The organism is Actinomycetospora lemnae (assembly GCF_028737315.1).
Taxonomy (GTDB): domain Bacteria; phylum Actinomycetota; class Actinomycetes; order Mycobacteriales; family Pseudonocardiaceae; genus Actinomycetospora; species Actinomycetospora lemnae.
Genome location: NZ_JAQZAO010000005.1, coordinates 30,064 through 48,358 on the forward strand (window position 1 = coordinate 30,064; position 18,295 = coordinate 48,358).

The 18,295-nt window shown below is 72.5% G+C and carries 20 protein-coding genes; 16 read left to right on the forward strand and 4 right to left on the reverse strand.

Annotated features, from left to right (window positions below; all coding sequences use genetic code 11):
* The first annotated feature begins 65 nt into the window (after window positions 1–65).
* The gene (locus tag PGB27_RS12265; protein ID WP_274200650.1) at window positions 66–323 is read left to right on the forward strand and encodes a hypothetical protein; all 258 of its coding nucleotides are present in this window, start codon (window positions 66–68) and stop codon (window positions 321–323) included.
* Window positions 324–480: 157 nt separating this feature from the next.
* Window positions 481–1,116 carry a hypothetical protein gene (locus tag PGB27_RS12270; RefSeq protein ID WP_274200651.1) on the forward strand — a complete coding sequence of 212 codons (636 nt, stop codon included), beginning with the start codon at window positions 481–483 and terminating at the stop codon, window positions 1,114–1,116.
* Between the two features lie 34 nt (window positions 1,117–1,150).
* On the opposite strand, the gene PGB27_RS12275 is transcribed toward PGB27_RS12270, so the two are convergent.
* A complete protein-coding gene (locus PGB27_RS12275) occupies window positions 1,151–1,984 on the reverse strand; it encodes a DUF429 domain-containing protein (protein ID WP_274200652.1) in 834 nt (277 codons plus the stop codon).
* 451 nt (window positions 1,985–2,435) lie between these two features.
* Here PGB27_RS12275 and PGB27_RS12280 point away from each other — a divergent pair, with 451 nt between their 5' ends.
* The gene (locus PGB27_RS12280) at window positions 2,436–3,017 is read left to right on the forward strand and encodes an HD domain-containing protein (protein ID WP_274200653.1); all 582 of its coding nucleotides are present in this window, start codon (window positions 2,436–2,438) and stop codon (window positions 3,015–3,017) included.
* On the opposite strand, the gene PGB27_RS12285 is transcribed toward PGB27_RS12280, so the two are convergent.
* Both PGB27_RS12285 and PGB27_RS12290 read right to left on the reverse strand, forming a co-directional pair.
* On the reverse strand, window positions 3,008–3,478 hold the full coding sequence (locus PGB27_RS12285; RefSeq protein ID WP_274200654.1) for an NUDIX hydrolase: 471 nt from the start codon (window positions 3,476–3,478) through the stop codon (window positions 3,008–3,010). The genes PGB27_RS12280 and PGB27_RS12285 overlap by 10 nt on opposite strands.
* Window positions 3,479–3,482: 4 nt before the next feature.
* On the reverse strand, window positions 3,483–4,226 hold the full coding sequence (locus PGB27_RS12290; protein ID WP_274200655.1) for an XRE family transcriptional regulator: 744 nt from the start codon (window positions 4,224–4,226) through the stop codon (window positions 3,483–3,485).
* 198 nt (window positions 4,227–4,424) lie between these two features.
* On the opposite strand from PGB27_RS12290, the gene PGB27_RS12295 reads away from it, so the two are divergent.
* The 13 genes from PGB27_RS12295 to PGB27_RS12360 all read left to right on the forward strand — a co-directional run bounded on the left by PGB27_RS12295 (window position 4,425) and on the right by PGB27_RS12360 (window position 16,501).
* A complete protein-coding gene (locus PGB27_RS12295; RefSeq protein ID WP_274200656.1) occupies window positions 4,425–4,628 on the forward strand; it encodes a helix-turn-helix domain-containing protein in 204 nt (67 codons plus the stop codon).
* Window positions 4,625–4,852, forward strand: a complete 228-nt coding sequence (locus PGB27_RS12300; protein ID WP_274200657.1) for a hypothetical protein — start codon at window positions 4,625–4,627, stop codon at window positions 4,850–4,852. The genes PGB27_RS12295 and PGB27_RS12300 overlap by 4 nt, the downstream gene beginning before the upstream one ends.
* Window positions 4,853–5,154: 302 nt before the next feature.
* On the forward strand, window positions 5,155–5,595 hold the full coding sequence (gene ssb / locus PGB27_RS12305) for a single-stranded DNA-binding protein (RefSeq protein ID WP_274200658.1): 441 nt from the start codon (window positions 5,155–5,157) through the stop codon (window positions 5,593–5,595).
* Complete coding sequence (locus tag PGB27_RS29365; protein ID WP_332843796.1) at window positions 5,588–5,998, forward strand: WhiB family transcriptional regulator; 411 nt, start codon at window positions 5,588–5,590, stop codon at window positions 5,996–5,998. The genes ssb and PGB27_RS29365 overlap by 8 nt, the downstream gene beginning before the upstream one ends.
* The gene (locus PGB27_RS12320) at window positions 5,995–6,531 is read left to right on the forward strand and encodes a hypothetical protein (RefSeq protein WP_274200659.1); all 537 of its coding nucleotides are present in this window, start codon (window positions 5,995–5,997) and stop codon (window positions 6,529–6,531) included. The genes PGB27_RS29365 and PGB27_RS12320 overlap by 4 nt, the downstream gene beginning before the upstream one ends.
* Window positions 6,532–6,577: 46 nt before the next feature.
* On the forward strand, window positions 6,578–6,868 hold the full coding sequence (locus PGB27_RS12325) for a hypothetical protein (protein WP_274200660.1): 291 nt from the start codon (window positions 6,578–6,580) through the stop codon (window positions 6,866–6,868).
* Window positions 6,865–8,778 (forward strand): type IV secretory system conjugative DNA transfer family protein, encoded by a 1,914-nt coding sequence (locus tag PGB27_RS12330; protein ID WP_274200661.1) that lies wholly within the window; start codon window positions 6,865–6,867, stop codon window positions 8,776–8,778. Before PGB27_RS12325 ends, PGB27_RS12330 begins: the two co-directional genes overlap by 4 nt.
* Window positions 8,775–9,641 carry a hypothetical protein gene (locus PGB27_RS12335; protein ID WP_274200662.1) on the forward strand — a complete coding sequence of 289 codons (867 nt, stop codon included), beginning with the start codon at window positions 8,775–8,777 and terminating at the stop codon, window positions 9,639–9,641. Before PGB27_RS12330 ends, PGB27_RS12335 begins: the two co-directional genes overlap by 4 nt.
* On the forward strand, window positions 9,638–10,363 hold the full coding sequence (locus tag PGB27_RS12340; protein ID WP_274200663.1) for a hypothetical protein: 726 nt from the start codon (window positions 9,638–9,640) through the stop codon (window positions 10,361–10,363). Before PGB27_RS12335 ends, PGB27_RS12340 begins: the two co-directional genes overlap by 4 nt.
* Window positions 10,360–10,749 carry a hypothetical protein gene (locus PGB27_RS12345; protein ID WP_274200664.1) on the forward strand — a complete coding sequence of 130 codons (390 nt, stop codon included), beginning with the start codon at window positions 10,360–10,362 and terminating at the stop codon, window positions 10,747–10,749. Before PGB27_RS12340 ends, PGB27_RS12345 begins: the two co-directional genes overlap by 4 nt.
* Window positions 10,750–10,845: 96 nt before the next feature.
* Entirely contained in the window at window positions 10,846–11,571 is a 726-nt protein-coding gene (locus PGB27_RS12350) for a hypothetical protein (protein ID WP_274200665.1), read from the forward strand.
* Window positions 11,572–11,861: 290 nt separating this feature from the next.
* Window positions 11,862–15,872, forward strand: a complete 4,011-nt coding sequence (gene mobF, locus PGB27_RS12355) for a MobF family relaxase (protein WP_274200666.1) — start codon at window positions 11,862–11,864, stop codon at window positions 15,870–15,872.
* Window positions 15,869–16,501: a hypothetical protein gene (locus PGB27_RS12360; protein ID WP_274200667.1), complete on the forward strand. Its 633-nt coding sequence runs from the start codon at window positions 15,869–15,871 to the stop codon at window positions 16,499–16,501. Before mobF ends, PGB27_RS12360 begins: the two co-directional genes overlap by 4 nt.
* Here the strand turns inward: PGB27_RS12360 and PGB27_RS12365 are convergent.
* On the reverse strand, window positions 16,480–17,091 hold the full coding sequence (locus PGB27_RS12365; protein WP_274200668.1) for a hypothetical protein: 612 nt from the start codon (window positions 17,089–17,091) through the stop codon (window positions 16,480–16,482). The genes PGB27_RS12360 and PGB27_RS12365 overlap by 22 nt on opposite strands.
* Between the last annotated feature and the right edge of the window lie 1,204 nt (window positions 17,092–18,295).

Consider the following 18,295-nt stretch of genomic DNA (forward strand, 5'->3'; position numbering starts at 1 on the left):
GCCGGCACGCTCATCGTGGGTGTCAAGAGCCGCTGACCTGCAGCGACAGAGAGGACACCACCCGCATGAACATCGATATCAAGGTCCCCGACCTGATCCCGCTGGTGCAGGCGCTCCTGCCCCACGCCGGGCCCGCCGCGCTGCTGCTCCTCGTGGCCGGCCTCGTGCTGGGCGTGCTGGTCCCGGCGGTCTGGTCGCAGCGCTCGACGCGGCGCTGTGCGGCGGCCGCCGTCCTCGACCGCATCCTGCAGACGGTGGAGCGCATCGCGGCGGTCTCCGCCCGTCTCCTCGCGCGCGTCGCGTTCAACCCGCCCCTGCCGTGACCCGCGTCGGCAGCTGCACCGTCGACGTGGCCCGCAACGCAGACGGTGCAGCGCCGGCCCATGGGACCACGTCCGGATCGCGGAGAGGGCGTCGCCGAATCGGGCGACCTGCCTTCTCCGCGCTCGGGGCCGTGGCGTACCCCTGGCGAGGCACGTCGTGGGGGAGGGGCTGGTCGTCGTGACGGTGCAGGTGTCGGTGCAGGCGTGCACTGTCCGGGAGCTCGCGGCCGCGGCGCCCGAGCTGAGCTGGACTCCGGTCTGCACGGTCAACGAGCAGCTCGACGAGCCCGACGAGCTGTCCGCGACCAGCCTCGGCAAGCTGGACGACCCGACGTTCCTGTGCGTCCGCGCCGCGCTGCCCCGCGAGCCCGGGCTGTACCTGTGGACCGCCGCCCCCGACGGCGCCTGGTCCGGGCAGTCCAGCGACCGCGCGGTGATCTACCTCGGCCGCGCCACCGGCGCCGGTGGGCTGCGGGCGCGTCTCGGCGACGAGCTGCGCTGGGTCCGCAACGGCGTTGGGCGAACCGCGAACTACCGGCAGGCCAACTTCCACGGTCATCCCCGCGCGATGATCATGCACGACGCGCGGACCCTCTACGCCGTCACCGCCGATCGTGAGCAGGCTGCTGAGCTCGAGCGTGAACTGCTCGCCGTCGCCTCCTACGGGTGTGCGCTCAGCCCGCTGGCCAACGGCAGCAGCTGGTGGAGCAGCTCCACTCATCAGCGCCGCGCTCGCCAGCGCGGCTACGACCGCCTCGTCGCCGCCGGCCTGCTCATCGACCCGATCCCGTAGACCGCCGGCCGCTGCGCCCAGCCAGCCGCGACCGTCATGGCACCGGCGCGACCTCGTCCAGCGGCACGGTCGGGACGGCGATCCAGCCTTCGAGCGCTGCAAGCTGCCCCTGCGGGCTGCCCGGCGCCGGCGGGCCCTCCACCCCACCCGGAGTGCAGGCCGCAGCGGCCACCAGGGCCGCGACCAGTGCGTCAACGACGTCGTCGCCGCACGCCGGGTGCTCCACCGCCGCGACCAGTGCGCCATCCGGGATTAGGACGGGACCGTCGCCACCGTTCTCGCCGACCCGGTTGGACGCGGTGAGCTCGCGCAGCAGCGCGCGACGCGCGAGGAGCGCGGCGGGGTCAGCGCGCTTGTAGCCCGCCGTCTCCGAGGTCGCCAGCCCCCATAGGCCCACAGCAAGGGCGGGGTAGACCTCGACCAGGCGCCCCCGACCGGCGCGGTCGATCAGGCCGTGCCCCCGCTCGCGCTCGTGGCGGCTGACCAGAGCCGCCCAGCGCATCGCGACCGCCCCGATACGGTCCGAAGACACCGACAGGGCGTTCACTCCGTAGCGGTCGGCTAGGTGGCGGTCGGTCGCCCGCAGCCGCAGCTCCCGCCGGTCCTCGGGCTCGGCGTCGGTCGGCCAGGGCCCACGGGATCCGTGTGCGGCGACCGCGGCGATGAAGCTGCTCGGCCACCCAAACGGGCAGTCGATCCCGACCTTGTGCCCGTCCTCGAGGGCGTCGAGCAACGCCTCGGTGCCGGCCGAACCGTCCGCTGAGTCGCAAACCAGCCGCGCGTGCCCCTGGATGCCGCCTGCCGAGGTCGTCCAGTCGATCGCAACGACGGCCGTGCCTCGCGCGGTGGCGGACAGGTCGATCCCCACAGTCCTCATCGCGTCATCGTCTCGATCACGCCCGCTGAAGCTCGCACGGCCAAAGAACGACGAGCAGCCAGGACTGCGATGAGGGCCGCAAAGCGTCGCGAGGGATGCCTCTGGAGTTCCTACTCCGTGCCCAGGCACAGCTGCTCGTCGGAGAGCTGGACTGACCGCTCGCCCCTTCGGTGGCGTTCGCCGGGGCCTGCGTCTAGTGACACCCTTGGCGGGTGCCCGACTCTGAGTCCCCGAATCAGGTCGAACTTGAGCACCGCGACGTCCCGGGCGCGATGACCGCGAAGATCGCCGCCAGCCGGGCGCCGTTCGTGCCTCCCGACATCGAGTTGCTCCAACGCTGCCTCAGGTACTGCCCGGGCGCGGAGATCGTTCATGGTCGGCCCGAGTGCGGTGATGGCGGCTGCGACGGCCGTCAACTCAACGCCTGGCCGTATCCCTGCGAGTGCTGCGCCATCTCGTGACGCCGCTTCAACCCGCGGCGGCCGAGACGCTCGCTCACCAGCTCCTCGCGGACGCGTTACCACGGCGGTGGTCCCACGTCGTCGCGGTCGCGGCGAAGGCTCGTCGCATCGCGAGCTCGCTCGAGCAGGACGGAGAGCTCCTCGAAACCACCGCGTGGGTCCACGACGTCGGGTACGCGCCGCCGGTCGCCACCACCGGCTTCCATCCGCTCGACGGGGCACGCTTCCTAGCTGCACAGGCCGCGCCAGCGCGCGTCGTCGACCTGGTTGCCTTCCACTCCTCGGCATGGGCCGAGGCTCGGGAGTTCGGCCTCGCCAAGGAGCTGGCGACGTTCGAGGACGAGCGGTCGCTGACCCGCGACCTGCTCTGGTATTGCGACATGACCACCGGACCGGATGGCACCGACCTCGGGTTCGAGGACCGCATGGCTGAGGTTCGAGAGCGGTACGGCCCCGACCACTACGTCACGCGCGCGCTCGACGCGGGCATGGACGAGCGCCGAGCGGCGGTCCGCCGGTCCAGGGAGTGGCTGACGTCGGTCGGGCTCGCCGATCAGGTGTAGTACGGCGGCGCGTCTAGCCGGAAACCGTGCTCGATCCGCAGCCGGATCGACGGGTGGATGTCGATGCCGGCGATGTCTTCGCGGGGCACCCATACGACCTCGCTCGACTCGTCGCTCGTCCGCGGTGAGCCGGCGACCGGGCGCGCGCGGAAGCAGATCGAGAACTCCTGGCGAACCTCGCCGTCGTCGTAGGCCAAGACGTGGTCGGGGTTCGAGTAGATGCCGACAAGGCTCGTCACCTCGACCGTGATCCCTGTTTCTTCCTCAGTTTCGCGGACAACAGTCTGAGTCATCGTCTCGCCGAGCTCGTGGCGACCACCTGGCAGGGCGTAGTAGCCGTTGTCAGTACGCCGGATCATCAGCAATTGCTCATCGTCATCGAGGACGAACGCACTGACCGCGATGACGATGCTGTTCGCCCGAGGCGCCTCTGGGTTCTCGAAGTAGTCGGTTCTGGCCACGCCGCTACCACTCAGCCGGCTTCGACTGCTCCCACACGTCCAGGAAACTGCGCTCGTAGGTGTCGAAAACATCTCCCGCCGCGAGCTTCCGTAGGTGCATCGCTGGTGCATGCGGACCTGGAACTCCGAAGACGTGCATGTTGACGATCATCTCATCGTCGAACCGGAAGATCGAGTTGTAGAGCGTGGTCTCGTGAAAACGGAACTCGACGCCCTCCGTGTGCAGTAGGGGTCGATAGCTAGCGAGGCCGTACCGGATGCGCGCCCCGAGCACTCCAGGGCCGAGCTTCTCCTCGGCACTCCGCCGCTCGGTGGCCTCGCTCTCAGGCTCCCCGAACGCGATCCGAACGTCGACGCCGGCCTCCGCCTTCGTCTTGACGGTGGCGATGAAGCCTGGCCGCTCGTGGAGGAACTGCCCCGCGTGCACCAGCACGTCGATGCGCTCCGTAGCGCCCTGGAGCAGGTCGTCCCACACCCGGGCGGGCACGTCACTGCGGTGCGGGAACGTCTCCACGATCTCCGAGGTCGCGGCCTTCCTCTGCCGCTGAGCAGGCACGGCCCCTGGCCACAGGTAGGACTCACTACGTCCGACGAGGGCCGCCAGGGCACCCCTGTGACGGGGGTATGGCACTCGATCTTGGGTGAGCCAACGCTCGACGGTCTTCGCGTCGACCCCGACCTGGTCGGCCGCTGTGGCTGTCGAGTGGCCGGCGTGCATCAGGGCATCACGGAGACGTTCGTTGGCCATCTCGGACCTCCAGGCCTTGCCTAGGGACGACTTTATTCTAGCGAAGACGTCCCTAGTTGTCCTGCCTGATGGTGTAGGCGTCCCCTGCTTTTTTCGCACTCTTGCGTTGCCTCGCCGCCACTCGGTGAGCACGGAGGAGCTTCGGAGGACACAGTGACACTCAACGAAAGGACTGCGACAGCGCCGACGTTCTACGACGTGGCCGAGGTCGCCGCAATGTTCAAGATGTCGCGCATGACGGTCTACCGCGCCATCAATTCCGGCGAGCTGCGAGCAATCCGTATCCGCGGTCGGCTGCTGATTCCAGCCACGGTGATCGATGGTCTCGTCGCCGAGGCGACGGCCGAGCGATCGGAAGCTGACGGACCTGCGTTCGACGTCTTCAAGGGGGGCCGGTCGTGAGCGTCGGTCTCCTGATCCTCTTCGCGATCTTGGGCGCGTTCATCTGCGCCAAGACCCGTTCCGCCGCTGGCGCCGTGGTGTTCTCCCTCGTGGCGTTGGTGCTGTTCATCGGCACGCCGGTCGGGCAGGGCCTGCCAGCCGCGATCACCGGGTTGATGTCAGCCGTGGACCAGGCCACGACGCCCGCTCTGTCCGGGGCTGCAGACGCAACGGCGGACGGCTAGAGCCGGCGCCTCGCTGTGGACCTGCTCAAGGCCGCTTGGCCGAGCAACTTGGCGGAGCCGCTGCACGCGGCGCGGACCAGTGAGTCCCGCCGAGCGTGAGCGGGCCGTTCCTCCCGCCTCAAGGGCGCCTGCGGCGCCGCTGCGCGGCCGGACGCTGTCCGGCCCTTGACCCCGGAGACCTCGCCGACCCGCGGCGCCCGCACGCGGGGTGGAGGCAGCCAGGACGCCTCCACCCGCACCGAGCGGGACCCACTGACCCCATCTGCGACTGCCGCGGATGACCAGCTTCTGAGGAGATCGATGTGAACGAGACGACGTTGACCATCGTCGGGAATCTGACCGACGAGCCGGAGCTGCGCTACCTGCCCAGCGGCGCGGCGCGCGCGGGCTTCACGGTTGCTTCCACGCCGCGGCGGTTCGACCGCCAGCAGGGGGCGTGGATCGACGGGGATGCGCTGTTCCTGCGCTGCGTGGCATGGGGCCCAACCGCGGAGCACGCCGCGGAGTCGCTGGACAAGGGCGACCGAGTGGTGGTGGCGGGTCGCCTGCGGCAGCGGTCCTTCGAGACCGCGGACGGCCAGCGCCGGCAGGTGATCGAGCTCGAGGTCGACGAGCTCGGGGTGTCTCTGCGATTCGCCACGGCCCGGTCTCATCGCACGGCGGTGACGCACGCCAACGGCACCGATGAGGTGGAGCCGGCTGCCGCTGACTCGACGGAGGACCTGGTGGGCGGCCATGGCTGACAGGAACTGGCGAGTTCAGGCGGCCTGCCGCGGTGTGGACCCGGAGCTGTTCTTCCCGGAGTCGTCGGACGAGCCCCTCGTGCGCAAGCAGGTGGCCGCGGCCAAGGCGGTGTGCCGCACTTGTCCGGTGCGCGAGGAGTGCCTCGCCGAGGCGCTGGAGCGGCTCCCTCACGGAGTCGCCGGCGGGATGACCGAGCACGAGCGTCGGCGAGCTCGGACGCAGCGTGACCGCCCCGGGCCGCGGAAACCGCGGTGGCTAACGCTGCTCGAGGCCGGGTCGTCGCAGCCTGAGGTCGCCGCGGAGTACGGGGTGAGTGCCCGCACCATCGCCCGCTGGGCCGCCCGCCTTCCCTCCGAGCTCGCCGCGCAGTCGACCACGGCTCAAGGGGGTGACCCCCGGTGAGCGCGCTTCACGTGAGCCGGCGCGAGCAGGCGGCGTGGTCGACGCGCGAGCACGTCCGTCGGGTCGCGGTCATCGCCTTCGACACGACCGAGCAGCAGGAGCCGATCGAGGGCTTCCACGGGGTGTCCCGCCCTGTGCTCTCCGACCCCCTCGCCGGCGTGCGGGCCGGACGACTCGTCGCCGACGTCGCGGCGGGTGCGCTCCGAGACTGGGCGCTGCGGGCCCGCGGCGCTGGACACAGCTGGGACGCGGTCGGCCGGGCACTGGAGCTTCCCCAGGAGTCGCTCGGCAGCACCCGGGCGGAGGCGGCGTGGGAGTGGCTCATCGAGCACAGGCCTCCACCTCCCACGGCGAGCACCGCGCCGGACTCAGCGGTGTGGACCTGCACCACCTGCCGCGCCCGAGTGCGCGACAGCGGCCCGTTCGCCTCCCACCCCGATGACCGGGAGTCAGGCCACTTCGCCGACTGCGCCCGCCGCGTGGCGGCACTTAAGGCCTGGCGGAACGACGAGGAGGGAGAGGGCGATGGCTAGCCTCCGAACCTCGAGCGGGACACCGCGTCGCGCCGCAGGATCGACGATGCCGCTGCTGCTGGGCGTCGAGCTGGTCCGTGCTGACGTCGCGAACGACGTGCTCGGGCTCGAGCTCGGGGAGGCGCCGTGCGGCGGCCCGATCACCTGGGTCCTGATCATCGACGGCGTCGTGGCCGGGCGTACCGACGAGCCGATGACCGACGACGCCGCGCAGGGCTGGGCGCGCCGGATCACCGGGGAGGGCGTGCATTTCCAGCTCGCCCGCACCACCACCGGCGGCTACTGGCTCGCCGACACCGATCACGGCTCGCAGACCCAGAGCGGGTGGTCCGGGTGACCGCGAGTCTGCTGATCCTGGCGCTGCTGGCCGGTGCAGTCGTGGTGTCGATGATGCGCGGCGCGGTCCGACAGGCACTGCTGTTCGGGGCCCTGGCGTGCCTGCCGGCGACCACCCTGATCCAGGCGCTGTCATGGCCGGCTCTCCTCGTTGCCAGCGCGGTGCTCGCGCTGGTTGCCTGGCACCGCTGGTCGCGCAGCCGCTCGATCGTGTCTCGGTGGTCTGCGCGGTCGCGCCGCCGCGCGGGCGTCGCCTCCAGCCTGGACGTGGCCCGCCACGCCGGGACGGTGGCGACCCGCCGGCGTGCGGGAACCGTCCGGCCGTCGCTGGGCTCGCTGACCCGCCGCGAGGGGTGGGCGACGCCGACCTCGGCGGTCGGGGTGGAGCTGTGCCGGGTCGGGCTGCAGCGGGTGTGGTCCTCGGTCGAGGACGTGACCCTGGTGTTCGGGGGCCCGAGGACCGGCAAGACCGGCTGGCTGGCCGGCCGGGTCCTCGACGCCCCCGGCGCCGCGGTGGTGACCTCGACCCGCACCGACCTGCTTGAACTCTGCGCCCCGATCCGGCAACGGAACCGGGGGCCGGTGTTCGTGTTCAACCCGGTCGGGCTGGGCGGGCTGCGCTCGACGATCAGCTTCGACCCGCTGACCGGCTGCACCGACCCGGTGACCGCGATGGAACGCGCGACCGACATGGTCGCCGCCACCTCCCGCGCCTCGCATGGGGACGCGGAGCGATGGGACGCCCAGGCACGCCGGGTACTGGCCGCGCTGCTGCACGCCGCCGCACTCGGCCGCGGCTCGATGCGCGACGTACTCGGGTGGGTCGCCGACAACGACCGCGCCGCCCGCGAGGTCCCGGCGCTGCTGCGCCGCAGTCAGGTCGAGACCTTCGATAAGGCGGCCGAGCAGTTCGTCACCACCAACGACCGCACCCGCACCAGCATCACCAACTCGATCATGCCGGCGCTCGGTTGGCTCAACCATCCCGACGCCGCCGCGGCGGCCGCACCCACCGATCAGCCCTTCGACGTCGAAGCCTTGCTCGCGTCGCGGGCAACGGTGTTCCTGCTCGGTGCGGAGGAAGCCGACACCGGCCCCCTGGTCTGCGCACTGACCGGGCACATCGCCCGGGAAGCCCGCCGCCTCGCAACCGCGAAGCCGTCGGGCCGACTCGATCCGCCGCTGCTGCTGGCGCTGGACGAGGCGGCGCTGATCAGCCCGGTGCCGCTGGAGAACTGGACCGCGGACATGGGCGGGCGCGGGGTCACGATCATCGCCCCGTTCCAGTCGCGGGCCCAGCTGCTGGCCCGGTACGGGGAGCACAAGACCGCCACGATCTTGAACAACACCGGCTCGGTGATGTTGTTCGGCGGCACTCGGGACCAGGCCGATCTTCAGTTCTGGGCGACCCTGGCCGGGGAGCGCGACGAGCGGATCACCACCACCGACCTCCACGGTCGCGTCGCCAGCCGGACGGTGCGCAAGGTGCCGGTGCTCGCGCCGGCGCAGATCGCGAACCTCCCAGCCGGGAAGGTCGTGGTCTATCGCCGGGGGATCGCCCCGGTAATCGGGCGGGCCCGGATGGCGTGGACCCGCAGCGACGTCCGCGCCCTGCGCGCCAAGCCCGCGGTCGGCTGGCGGGGCCGGCAGCAGCGGGCCCGCGCGTGGGCGGAGGTCGGCCTGACCGCGGTGCTGCGACGGCTCGCCAGCCCACGACGAACCACGTGGCGCGCTCGCGCCGCGGGCCTCTGGCGGCGGATGACCACTCGGCCCGTGAGTACGAGCGTGCCGGCGCCGCGCCCTCCCTCGGACGCTCGCCCGCCGCTGGTCATCGATGTCGACCCGGTCGCCCCGCCCGTCCTCGGCGAGCACGACTACCCGCGCAGCAGTGACGAGAGGTGGTTGCGATGAGCCAGCCCGAGCAGGGACGCGACTTCCCGCAGGTGGCCTTGCGATGGCCTGGCAAGCGGCACGAGGCCTACCTCGACACCCGCCCGGACGAGACCTCGCGCTACAACCCGGCCGCGGAGTACGGCGACGTCGACTGGCGCGAGCCGGCCTCCGACGCCGAAGCCGCCGCCCGCACCGCCTACCTACACGATCACTTCCCGCCGGCGCCGGGGTGGCCGACTCGTCGACTGACCGAGGTTGAGGACGCGCTCGGGGACGCCCAGGAGCGCGCGGTGCTCTCCGACCGCGCGCGCGATCCCGACCCCTACGCGTGGGCGCAGTACGAGCGGCTCCAGGCCTTGGAGGGGCACGCGCCGCTACCGGCCCACGGCGCGCTCGACGACCTCCCCCTTGACGAGCACGCCTGGCCGGACACCCTCGCCGCCCCGGAGCGGCAGGACACGGGCTGGCGTGATGAGGACCAGGTCGTCCGCGATCACTTGGCCGACGAGGCCGCGTTCGACGGCCGAGACGCCAGCAGCGACACCGCTGACGCCATTGCCGTGGGTCGCGATGGTCCGTTCTTCGACACCCAGGGACGGTGGTGGCCGTCGACCGGTGCGTGGGCTGCCGGCACCTGCGACCCGAGCCGACGGAACGACCCCGGGTACCTCGAGGCCCCCGACGACCCCGAGCGGCTGCGCCAGCGCGTCGAGGACCTGCGCGCCTCACTCGCCGCGAGAGCCCAGGAGGGCCTTCTCGACGACGAGCAGCGGCGCGAGCAGCTGACCCGCTGGTACGACGACGACCACGCCGCCACACGTGACGCCGACTCCAGGGACAGCGGCGAGGACGGCGTCGGCGGGTCGGGGTGGGCTCGGTGACCCGCCGCCCGCCCGGCCAGGCCGGGTCCGGTGAGGGCGAGGGGGAGTTCGCGCGAGTGGAGGCCCTGGCCGGGTTGGCGCGTGAGGTCGACGGACTGCGCCGCGGCCTCGACGCCCTGCTCGGCACGCCGACGCGGGTGGACGACCTGGCCCGGACCGTCGCCCAGCTCGCCGACGCCGTCGCCGCGACACCGGCGCGGCCGGGCCCGACTGTCGCGCTCTCCTGGCTGACCGCACCCACCGACAGCGAGACGCTCGAGGGTCTGCTCGAGGAGCTGTGCCGGTGGCTGCACGCGGTGTTCCTGCGCTACCCCGACGGGGTCGCGGTGCTGCCCGAGTGCTGGCTCTGGCACCCCGACGTCGTCGAGGAACTGGTCTGGCTGATGTCTGCCTGGCGCGGCGCCTACGAAGGCCGCGGCGCCTCGGTGCAGCTCGCAGGCGATTGGCACGACCGGCAACGCCCTGGCGTGGTGCGCCGCCTCAAGACCGCCGTGGGGTCCTGTTCCCGGGAGCGCCACCAGACCCGACCCGGCTGGGCGACCGCTCCTCTCGGAGCTAAGCCGGTGCCCGGGGTCGAGGCCACCACGTCGATCGCCTGGTGGTGGGCCGGCGCCCGCGACGACGCACCTCCTGAGCCGGCCCCCGACGGCACGACGGCGGAGGACGGTTCCGGGATCGGTGCCGCGGTGAACGGGGCCGAGCGCGGGCGGTGGTCGCGGTGACCGCCGCCGAGCAGGCCGAGACCCGCGTTCAGCAGCGCGCCCGCGAAGCCGCCGAGCGGGCCGAGTGGGACCGGCTAACGAAGATCTACTTCGCGCACATGAACGCGGTCGCGCCCGACCAGTTCCACTGCTTCTGCGGCAGCCTCGACGACCTCCGCCACGCCGTCGCCCGCCTCGACCGCGAAGCCCTCCGTCACACCGGCCGCAATCCCGGTTCGTCGTCGTCTGGCGGAGCCCCTGCAGGTAGGGCAGCCCGCGGCGCTGCCAGCACGGTCGGGGCCGTCGAGCAGGGCGATCAGGACCAGCAGCGTCGCGAGCAGCTCACCCAGTGGCACAACGCTGACCGGAGCGTCGAGCGCAGCAGCGGCGACGCCGACACGGACTGATCGCTCGTGACCAACCGCGAAACCGACATCGAGGCTGCGCGAGGTGATCGCCTGCCGGGGGCGCGTGGAACGGGTGCGCTGCTGTGGCTACCTGGGTTGGCGGTCGCGCTCGGCGCGGCCATCGCCACCGCGCACGGGCTGTTCGAGGTCGCCGTCGCCGCCCGCGTCCCGACCGGGATCGCGTGGCTGTACCCGCTGATCACCGACGGGCTCGCGCTCGTCGCCTACGGCGCCACTGCCCGCCTGCGGGACGGCGCGGCCCGCTACGCCTGGGTCGTGGTCGTCTCCGCCGCCGGCCTCTCCGGGCTCGCCCAAGCCACCTACCTCGCCAGCGGCCCCACCGTCGAGGTCGCCCCCGGTCTGCGGTTCGGGGTCGGCGCCTGGCCCGCCGTCGCCGCGGCAGTGGTCGCCCACCTGCTCTACCTGCTCGCCGCGGCGAGCCCTCGCGGTGGTCAGCCCGAACCTGTTCATTGCCCATCGTTGAACGCCGGCGCTGTACAGACACAGGTCCGGCCCGGTGCCGTTCAGCCCGAGTCCGGGAAGAACGCGGACCCGCTGGTTCCCGGGCGCGCCGGCGACAGCGGCTCGGCTGTCCCGCCGCCGCGGGCAACGGCCTCGCCGGCCCGCGACCGGGCCGAGGCGGCCGCGTCGCGGCACGCCCAGCGTCACGGCGCCTGGCCGACCGTCTCCGAGCTCGAGACCACCGCCGAGGTCTCCCGCGGCACCGCCGCCGCCGCGCTCAAAGCGCTTCGAGACCGACCACTGCCCCTCCGTCTGATCAACACCACCGAGAACGACCCCACCGACGAGGCCCAACCATGACCACACAGCAGCCGACCACGACGACCACGAGCAACAACCATGACCAAGACAAGAGCCAAGAACCACGACCACTTCCCGACACCGATCACTACGCCGAACAGACGACACGACACGACCAACAGGACACTCGAACGAAAAGATCAAGGGAAAGATCAGAAGACGCACACCGAGGCATCACGATCCGAGGGTCGCGGCCGGCCCTCCGGCCGGCCGCCAAGCGGCAAGGTCGCCGTCCACTGGACTGTTGATCTTCACTGCTCGCGCGAGGGCCGTCCACGGAGGTGGTCCGGGTGCTGAGCGTCGCGACGGGCTACAACCCGGATTACCTGTTGCGCGAGGTCGCGACCGGGCGGGAGAACTACTACACCGGCGCGGTCGCCGAGGGCGAGCCACCGGGACGTTGGTGGGGTGCGGGCGCCGAGACCCTCGGGCTGCGCGGCGAGGTCGACGCCCAGGACATGAGCGCGATCTACTCCCGATTCCTCGACCCCCGTGCTGAGGGCTTCCGCGACCCCGCCCGCTGGGACGAGCTCGGCGAGGACGCGACGCTCGGGCACGCCGGGCGGGCATACAAGTCAGCCGAGCAGTTGTACGCCGAGGCCCTCGAGCGCGAGCCGGGCGCCTCGGCTGAACGCCGCGATGAACTCCGTGTCGAGGCGAGCAAGGCGGTGCGGCAGAACGTCGCCTTCCTGGACCTGACGTTCAGCGTTCAGAAGTCGGTGACGCTGCTGCACACCGCGTTCGAAGCCGAGGAGGTCAAGGCCCGGAACGCCGGGCTCGAGCAGGAGGCCGCCGAGTGGGGCCGGCTGCGCGAGACCGTCGAAGACGCGATCTGGCGCGGCAACGACGCCGCCCTCTCCTATCTGCAGGAGCACGCCGGCTACGCCCGCGTCGGGCACCACGGCGGTGCCGCCGGCCGGTGGGTCGACGCGCAGAACTGGGTCGTCGCCAGCTTCTTCCAGCACGACTCCCGCGACCACGACCCCCAGCTGCACATCCACAACGCCACCCTCAACCGCCAACACGCCGACGACGATGGGCAGTGGCGCACGCTGGACTCCCGCGCGATCCACCGGCTCAAGCCCGCGGCCGCCGCGATCGGGGAGCGCACCACCGACGAGGCGCTGATCCACGAGCTCGGGGTGGCGATGGCGATGCGCCCCGACGGGATGGCCCGGGAGGCGACCGCGGTCGACCCCGGCTCGCGTGACATGTTCTCCTCCCGCGCCCACAAGATCAGCGGACGGGCCGCCGAGCTGATCGAGCAACTTGAAGCCTCCCAGGGGCGGGAGGCGACCGGTCTCGAGCGCGACCGCATCAAGCGGCAGGCCACCATGGCCACCCGCGCCGCGAAGTCCCACGGCGGCGAGACCCGCGAGCAGTTCCTCGCCCGCGTCGACGACGAGCTGCGCGCCGAGGTCACCGGCGGGCTCGCCGGGATCGCGCACGCCGCCCGCGCCCAGCACGAGCAGGACCGCGCTGAGCCCGACAGGTTCACCGCGACCGAGGTGATCGAGGCGGCGCTGGAGGCCGTCCAGGCCAAGAAGACCAGCTTCACCCACGCCGACGTCGTCCGGGAGATCAACGCACTCCTGCCCGACCACCTCGGCACCCCCGACGGCACCGACGTCGCGGTTTTGCTGCGCGGCCTGGCCGACCGGGCCATCGCCCTGGTCGAGCAGGTCGAGCAGGTCGACACGGCGGCACCTGGTGAGGGTCTCGAGCCCGAGATGTTGCGGCGCCGGGACGGGTCCTCGGTCTACATGGCGCCGGGCGGACGCTCCTACGTCACCCGCGAGCACCTGCGCAGCGAGAACCGCCTGCGCGCGGCCACCGCCGCACGTGACGGGGTGCGGCTCACCCCGAGCGAGGCGGACCGGTTCGTCGAGCACCTCCGCGGCGAGGGCATCGAGCTCGGCGTCGACCAGGCCGCCGCCGTGACCGGGGTCCTCACCTCCGGCGCGCGCCTGGAGACCCTCATCGGGCCGGCGGGCACGGGCAAGAGCTTCGTCGTCGGCTCGCTCGCCCGCGCCTGGAGCGACCCCGCCCTCCGCCACCCGGAGGAGCCCGAGCGCCGTGTGTTCGGGCTGGCGACCGCCCAGCTCGCCGCCGACGTCCTCACCGAGGAAGGACTGACCACCGCGAACACCGCCCGCTGGCTGGCCACCCAGCGCCGCCTCGACTCCGCCCGGGCGACCCACCGGCCCGCCCTCGACACGGACGAGCCCTGGCGGCTACGCCGCGGCGATCTACTGGTGGTCGACGAGTCCTCCATGGCCGACACCGCCGCCCTCGCCGCCGTCCACGCCTACGCCGACGAGGCCGGCGCCAAGCTGCTGCTCGTCGGCGACCCCCGCCAGCTCGGCGCCGTCGGCGCCGGCGGCGCCATGGACCTCGTCGCCCGATCCGGGGCGCGCTACGACCTCGCCGACGCCCGCCGCTTCACCCACGAGTGGGAACGCGACGCGTCGCTGCGCCTGCGCGCCGGCGACCCCGAGGTCATCAAGGACTACCACCGCCACGGACGGCTGCTCGACGCCGGCACTCTCGCCGAGGCCGAAGCATCCGCGGCCCGCGCCTGGCTGGCCGACACCCTCGCCGGCCACCGCTCCCTACTGGTCGTCGACACCAACGACGCCGCCGCTCGCGTCTCCTCCTCGATCCGCGACGAGCTCGTGCGCCTTGGCCGCGTCGACGAGCACGGCCTGCCGCTGCGCGACGGCACCACTGCCGGCGTCGGCGATGTCGTGCAAGGTCGGCGTCTCGCGTGGGAGCTCGCCGGCTACGAGGGCAACCTTCGCGGCCCGATCAACCGCGAGCACTACCGCGTCACCGGCGTCCGCGACGACGGCGCCCTCGCAGTCAAGGTCGTCGCCACCGACGAACCCTTCCACGCAGGAGCCGAGAGCGAAGGCGGTGCCGGAGAGGCCGAGGGGGAGAGGCTCGTGCTCCCACCCGAGTACGTGGCCGACCACCTGACGCTGTCCTATGCGGGCACCGTGCACGCCGCCGAGGGCGCCACCGTCTGGAGCGCCCATCCGGTGGTCACGCCCCGCACCGACCTCAACGCTCTCTACGTGGGGCTCTCTCGCGGCCGCGAGGCCAACACCGCGCATGTCGCCACCCTCACCGGACCCGAGGACGCCGCCCACGGCTCCGAGACCGACGTGGTGCACCGCGACCCGCGCGCCGTCTTCGCCACCATCCTCGACACCCGCGAGGCCACCGACGAGGCGCACCGGTCCGCCACCACCGCGCAGGAGGACGCCGCCGCTCGAGCCGCGTCGGTGCAGACCGCGGGGGAGCGGTTCGCCGCCGTCGCCCACGACGCCGCCACCGAGCGCACCGCCCGCTGGCTCGACGCCCTCGTCACCCACGACGTCCTCGACCCAGGCGATCGGCAGCGGATCGCCGCCGAGGACGGCACGGCCGGGCTGACCCGGCTGCTGCGCCAGGCCGAGATCGCCGGCCACGACCCTGCCGAGGTCCTGCGCGGCGCCGTCGCCGACCGTCCCCTCGACGGCGCGCGCCGGGTCAGCGACGTCATCCAGGGCCGCATCCGCGCCGAGCACACCTCGAACCCGCCGGCGACACCTGGTCCGACTGGATGCCGCGCGACATCGACCCCGCCACCCACCGCTACCTCGCAGCGCTCGCCGAGGCCGCCGACACCCGCACCCGCGAGCTCGGTGAGCGGCTCGCCGCGCAGCCCCCGGCCTGGGCCACCCGCGCTCTCGGTGCGGTCCCCGACGACGACGCGGCCCGCGACACTTGGATGGTCCGCGCTGGCGCCGTCGCGGCCCACCGCGAGCTCGGCGGCCACCCGCTCGACGATGACGGCACGGCGAGGACGCAAGCACGCGACGATCCCAGTGACGGGCGGCCTGCGAGCGCCACCGAGGTGCTCGGCTCCGCCCCGCCACGTGGGCACGTCGAGGCCCACGCCGCCTACCGCGCCGCGCACCGCGCCACGGGACTGCCCGACCACCAGCGCGACGAGCTCGAGTGCTCACCCGCCGGTCACCGCGTCCGGGTCCGGGCATGGGAGCGCGAACAGATCTGGGGCCCGGCCTACGTCGAGAACCTCCTCGCCGGCACCCGCCAAGCCGAAGTACGCCACCGGCAGACCGCCGAGCTGCGGCGCGCCGAGGCCGACACCGTGCCCGACGACGCGCAGCGGGACCGCCTCACCCGCGAGGCCGACCACGCCGCCGCGCTGGCCGAGAGCCTGGGCCGCCACGGAACGACGCTCGAACAGCAGTCCCAGACCTACGCGCACTGGTACGCCGCCACTGCCATGACCCGCGCGCTCGGCGAGGCCTCCGCGCAGTATCTCGCCGAGCAGCACGCCGCCGACGAGCCTGAGCCAGCGGTCACCGCCGAGGAATGGCTCGCCCTCGACCGCGCCGCCCGCCGCGAGGACGACGTCCACCGCGACATCACCGTCATTGACGTTGACGAACGGCCTCGCAGCGACGAGCAGTGCATCGAGGCGGACTACGGCAACTCCCACCGGCCCGGCGAGCTCGATCGTGGCGAGGACGACGTCCAGGAGGACGACCCCGACGCTGGCGAACCAGGCGACGAGTCCACGACGGACGACCGCAGCAATCGCGACGATGTGCCCCTGGCGGAGACCGACGTCCCCGACATCCGTGACACCGCCGACGGGACACCCAGTGGCGTCGACGAGGACAGCATCCACGCCCCCGACACCGACGAGGTTGGGGCCGCGGCCGCCCGCGCTCACGAAGCCGCCGCCGAGCTCCGCAACCGCGAAGCCCTCGAAGCCCGCCACGAGGCGGACGAGCGCGCGCAACAACTAGCCGCCTGGCACGAGGAGGACCAGCCCGCAGCCGAAGAGACACTCGACGTCAGCCACGACCAGGACATCGCCGACTCGGACGACTACGTCGACGCGGAGGTGTGATCCGGCCGACGAGGACCCGCTGGCCCGGTCCGATCAGCTTGCGGGCGAGTGAGCGCTTCGCGGATCATTGCCGCGCAGTCCCGCCGCAGCTCGGCCGACGCGCGGGAACCGTCCTCAAGGTGGCGCGGCAGTACCGGCGGCGTGTCATCGATGAGCCCCAGTGCCCAGCTCAGCGCGCGCCCAGCCCCGTCGGCGATGGCCGTCGTCCAGCCATAGGTCGACCACTGTCCCCACCACAGCCGTCGCTCGGCGTTGTCGAGCCGGGCGATCCCGGCCTCGCGCCACCACCCGGGGTCGGGGTACGGCTCGCCGCGCGACACCGCCCCACACACGATGAGCTCGCCCATCGCCCGCCACTGCGTGGGCGCCCCGACATCGCCAGTGGCCGGCGCGGTCATGTGCACCCCACCGACCCAGGCGAGCGCGCACTGCGCCCCGTGGACCTCGGGGGACTTACCGCGCCTCACGTAGGTCCACAGCAGGCCGTGCTCCATCCACATGAACTGCGAGAGCGGCCGAGCGACCCAGCCGGGCACCATGCGGACCCGTGGCGTTCCCGTGACCCGCGGCGCGTCGCCACCCACACCCATGACTGGTCCCCTCAGGCGTCGGGAAGGCCGACGTGTCACGCAGAACTTCTGCGAGAGCGAGTGTGCGCTCGCACCCCGACATCGCGTCATTGCTGGCGTTGCTCCCCGGACGCGGAGTTCGGGCTGCCGCACGGGACAGGTGCGAAAGATCGCCTCTCCGCAGTTGGCAGCGAATGACGGTCGCGCCGCGGAATCGGAGATCCGACGAGCGCTCAGGGGCTGCCCGGCGTGGCGCGGACCCGCCTGCCCGTCAAGGGACAACCGGTGGGACCTGAGCCGACACGAGGCCCGTTTCCGGCCCGTCCGGCAGGAACCTCAGGGTGCGAGGCGGAGCAGGCCCGCTGAGCCCCTGAGGTGGGTACTGACGGCCCTGGTCCCCGGCGTCTCGTCGGCGAGGCTCGGCTGCGTTGCTCCGTCGAGGGAGGCGTCGATGGGCCGCGAGTCGACACCGCGCCGACTCCGCAACTCCACGCTGGTGCTGCGGGTCCTGGCTCGTCGTCAGCGGCTGCGGCGGCGCGATCATTGGAGCAGGGCGGCGTTGCTCGCCCACCAGTCCCGCGCGCTCGCCGAGCTGCGGGCGTTCGCCGGTGATCGGTCACCGTTCTACCGACGGTTCCACCGCGGGATGGGTGATGCCGCTCGGCGAGCTACCGGTCCTGACCAAGGCGCTGGTCATGGAGCACTTCGACGAGGTCTGTACCCGACCGGAGGTCCGCATCGCCGACGTGGAGCGCTATCTGCGGGCTGCTTCGGTCGACGAGCTCCTGGACGGCCGCTACTACGTCGCGGCCACGGCCGGCACGACGGGTCGACGGGGCGTGTTTGTGTGGAGCCCTGCGGAGTGGGTGAACGTCGTCGCGTCCTACAACCGAGCCTTCGACTGGGCCGGCTCCACCGCCGGGCTGACGCGTCGGATCAGGACCGCGGTGGTGAGCTCGACGAATCCCTCTCACCAGTCGGTCCGGGTGGGCGCCTCGGTGCACAGTCGTTGGGTGCCGACCCTGCGCCTGGACGCCGGGGACCCCTTGCCGACCCTCGTCGACCGTCTCCACGACTGGCAGCCGGAGCTGTTGATCGGTTACGCCTCGATCTTGCGCCGTCTGGCCGTCGAGCAGCTCGCCGCTCGCCGCTCGCCTCACCATCGCGCCCCGGTTCGTGTTCAGCGCGTCGGAGGTGCTCACCACGTCCACCCGAACGCTGATCG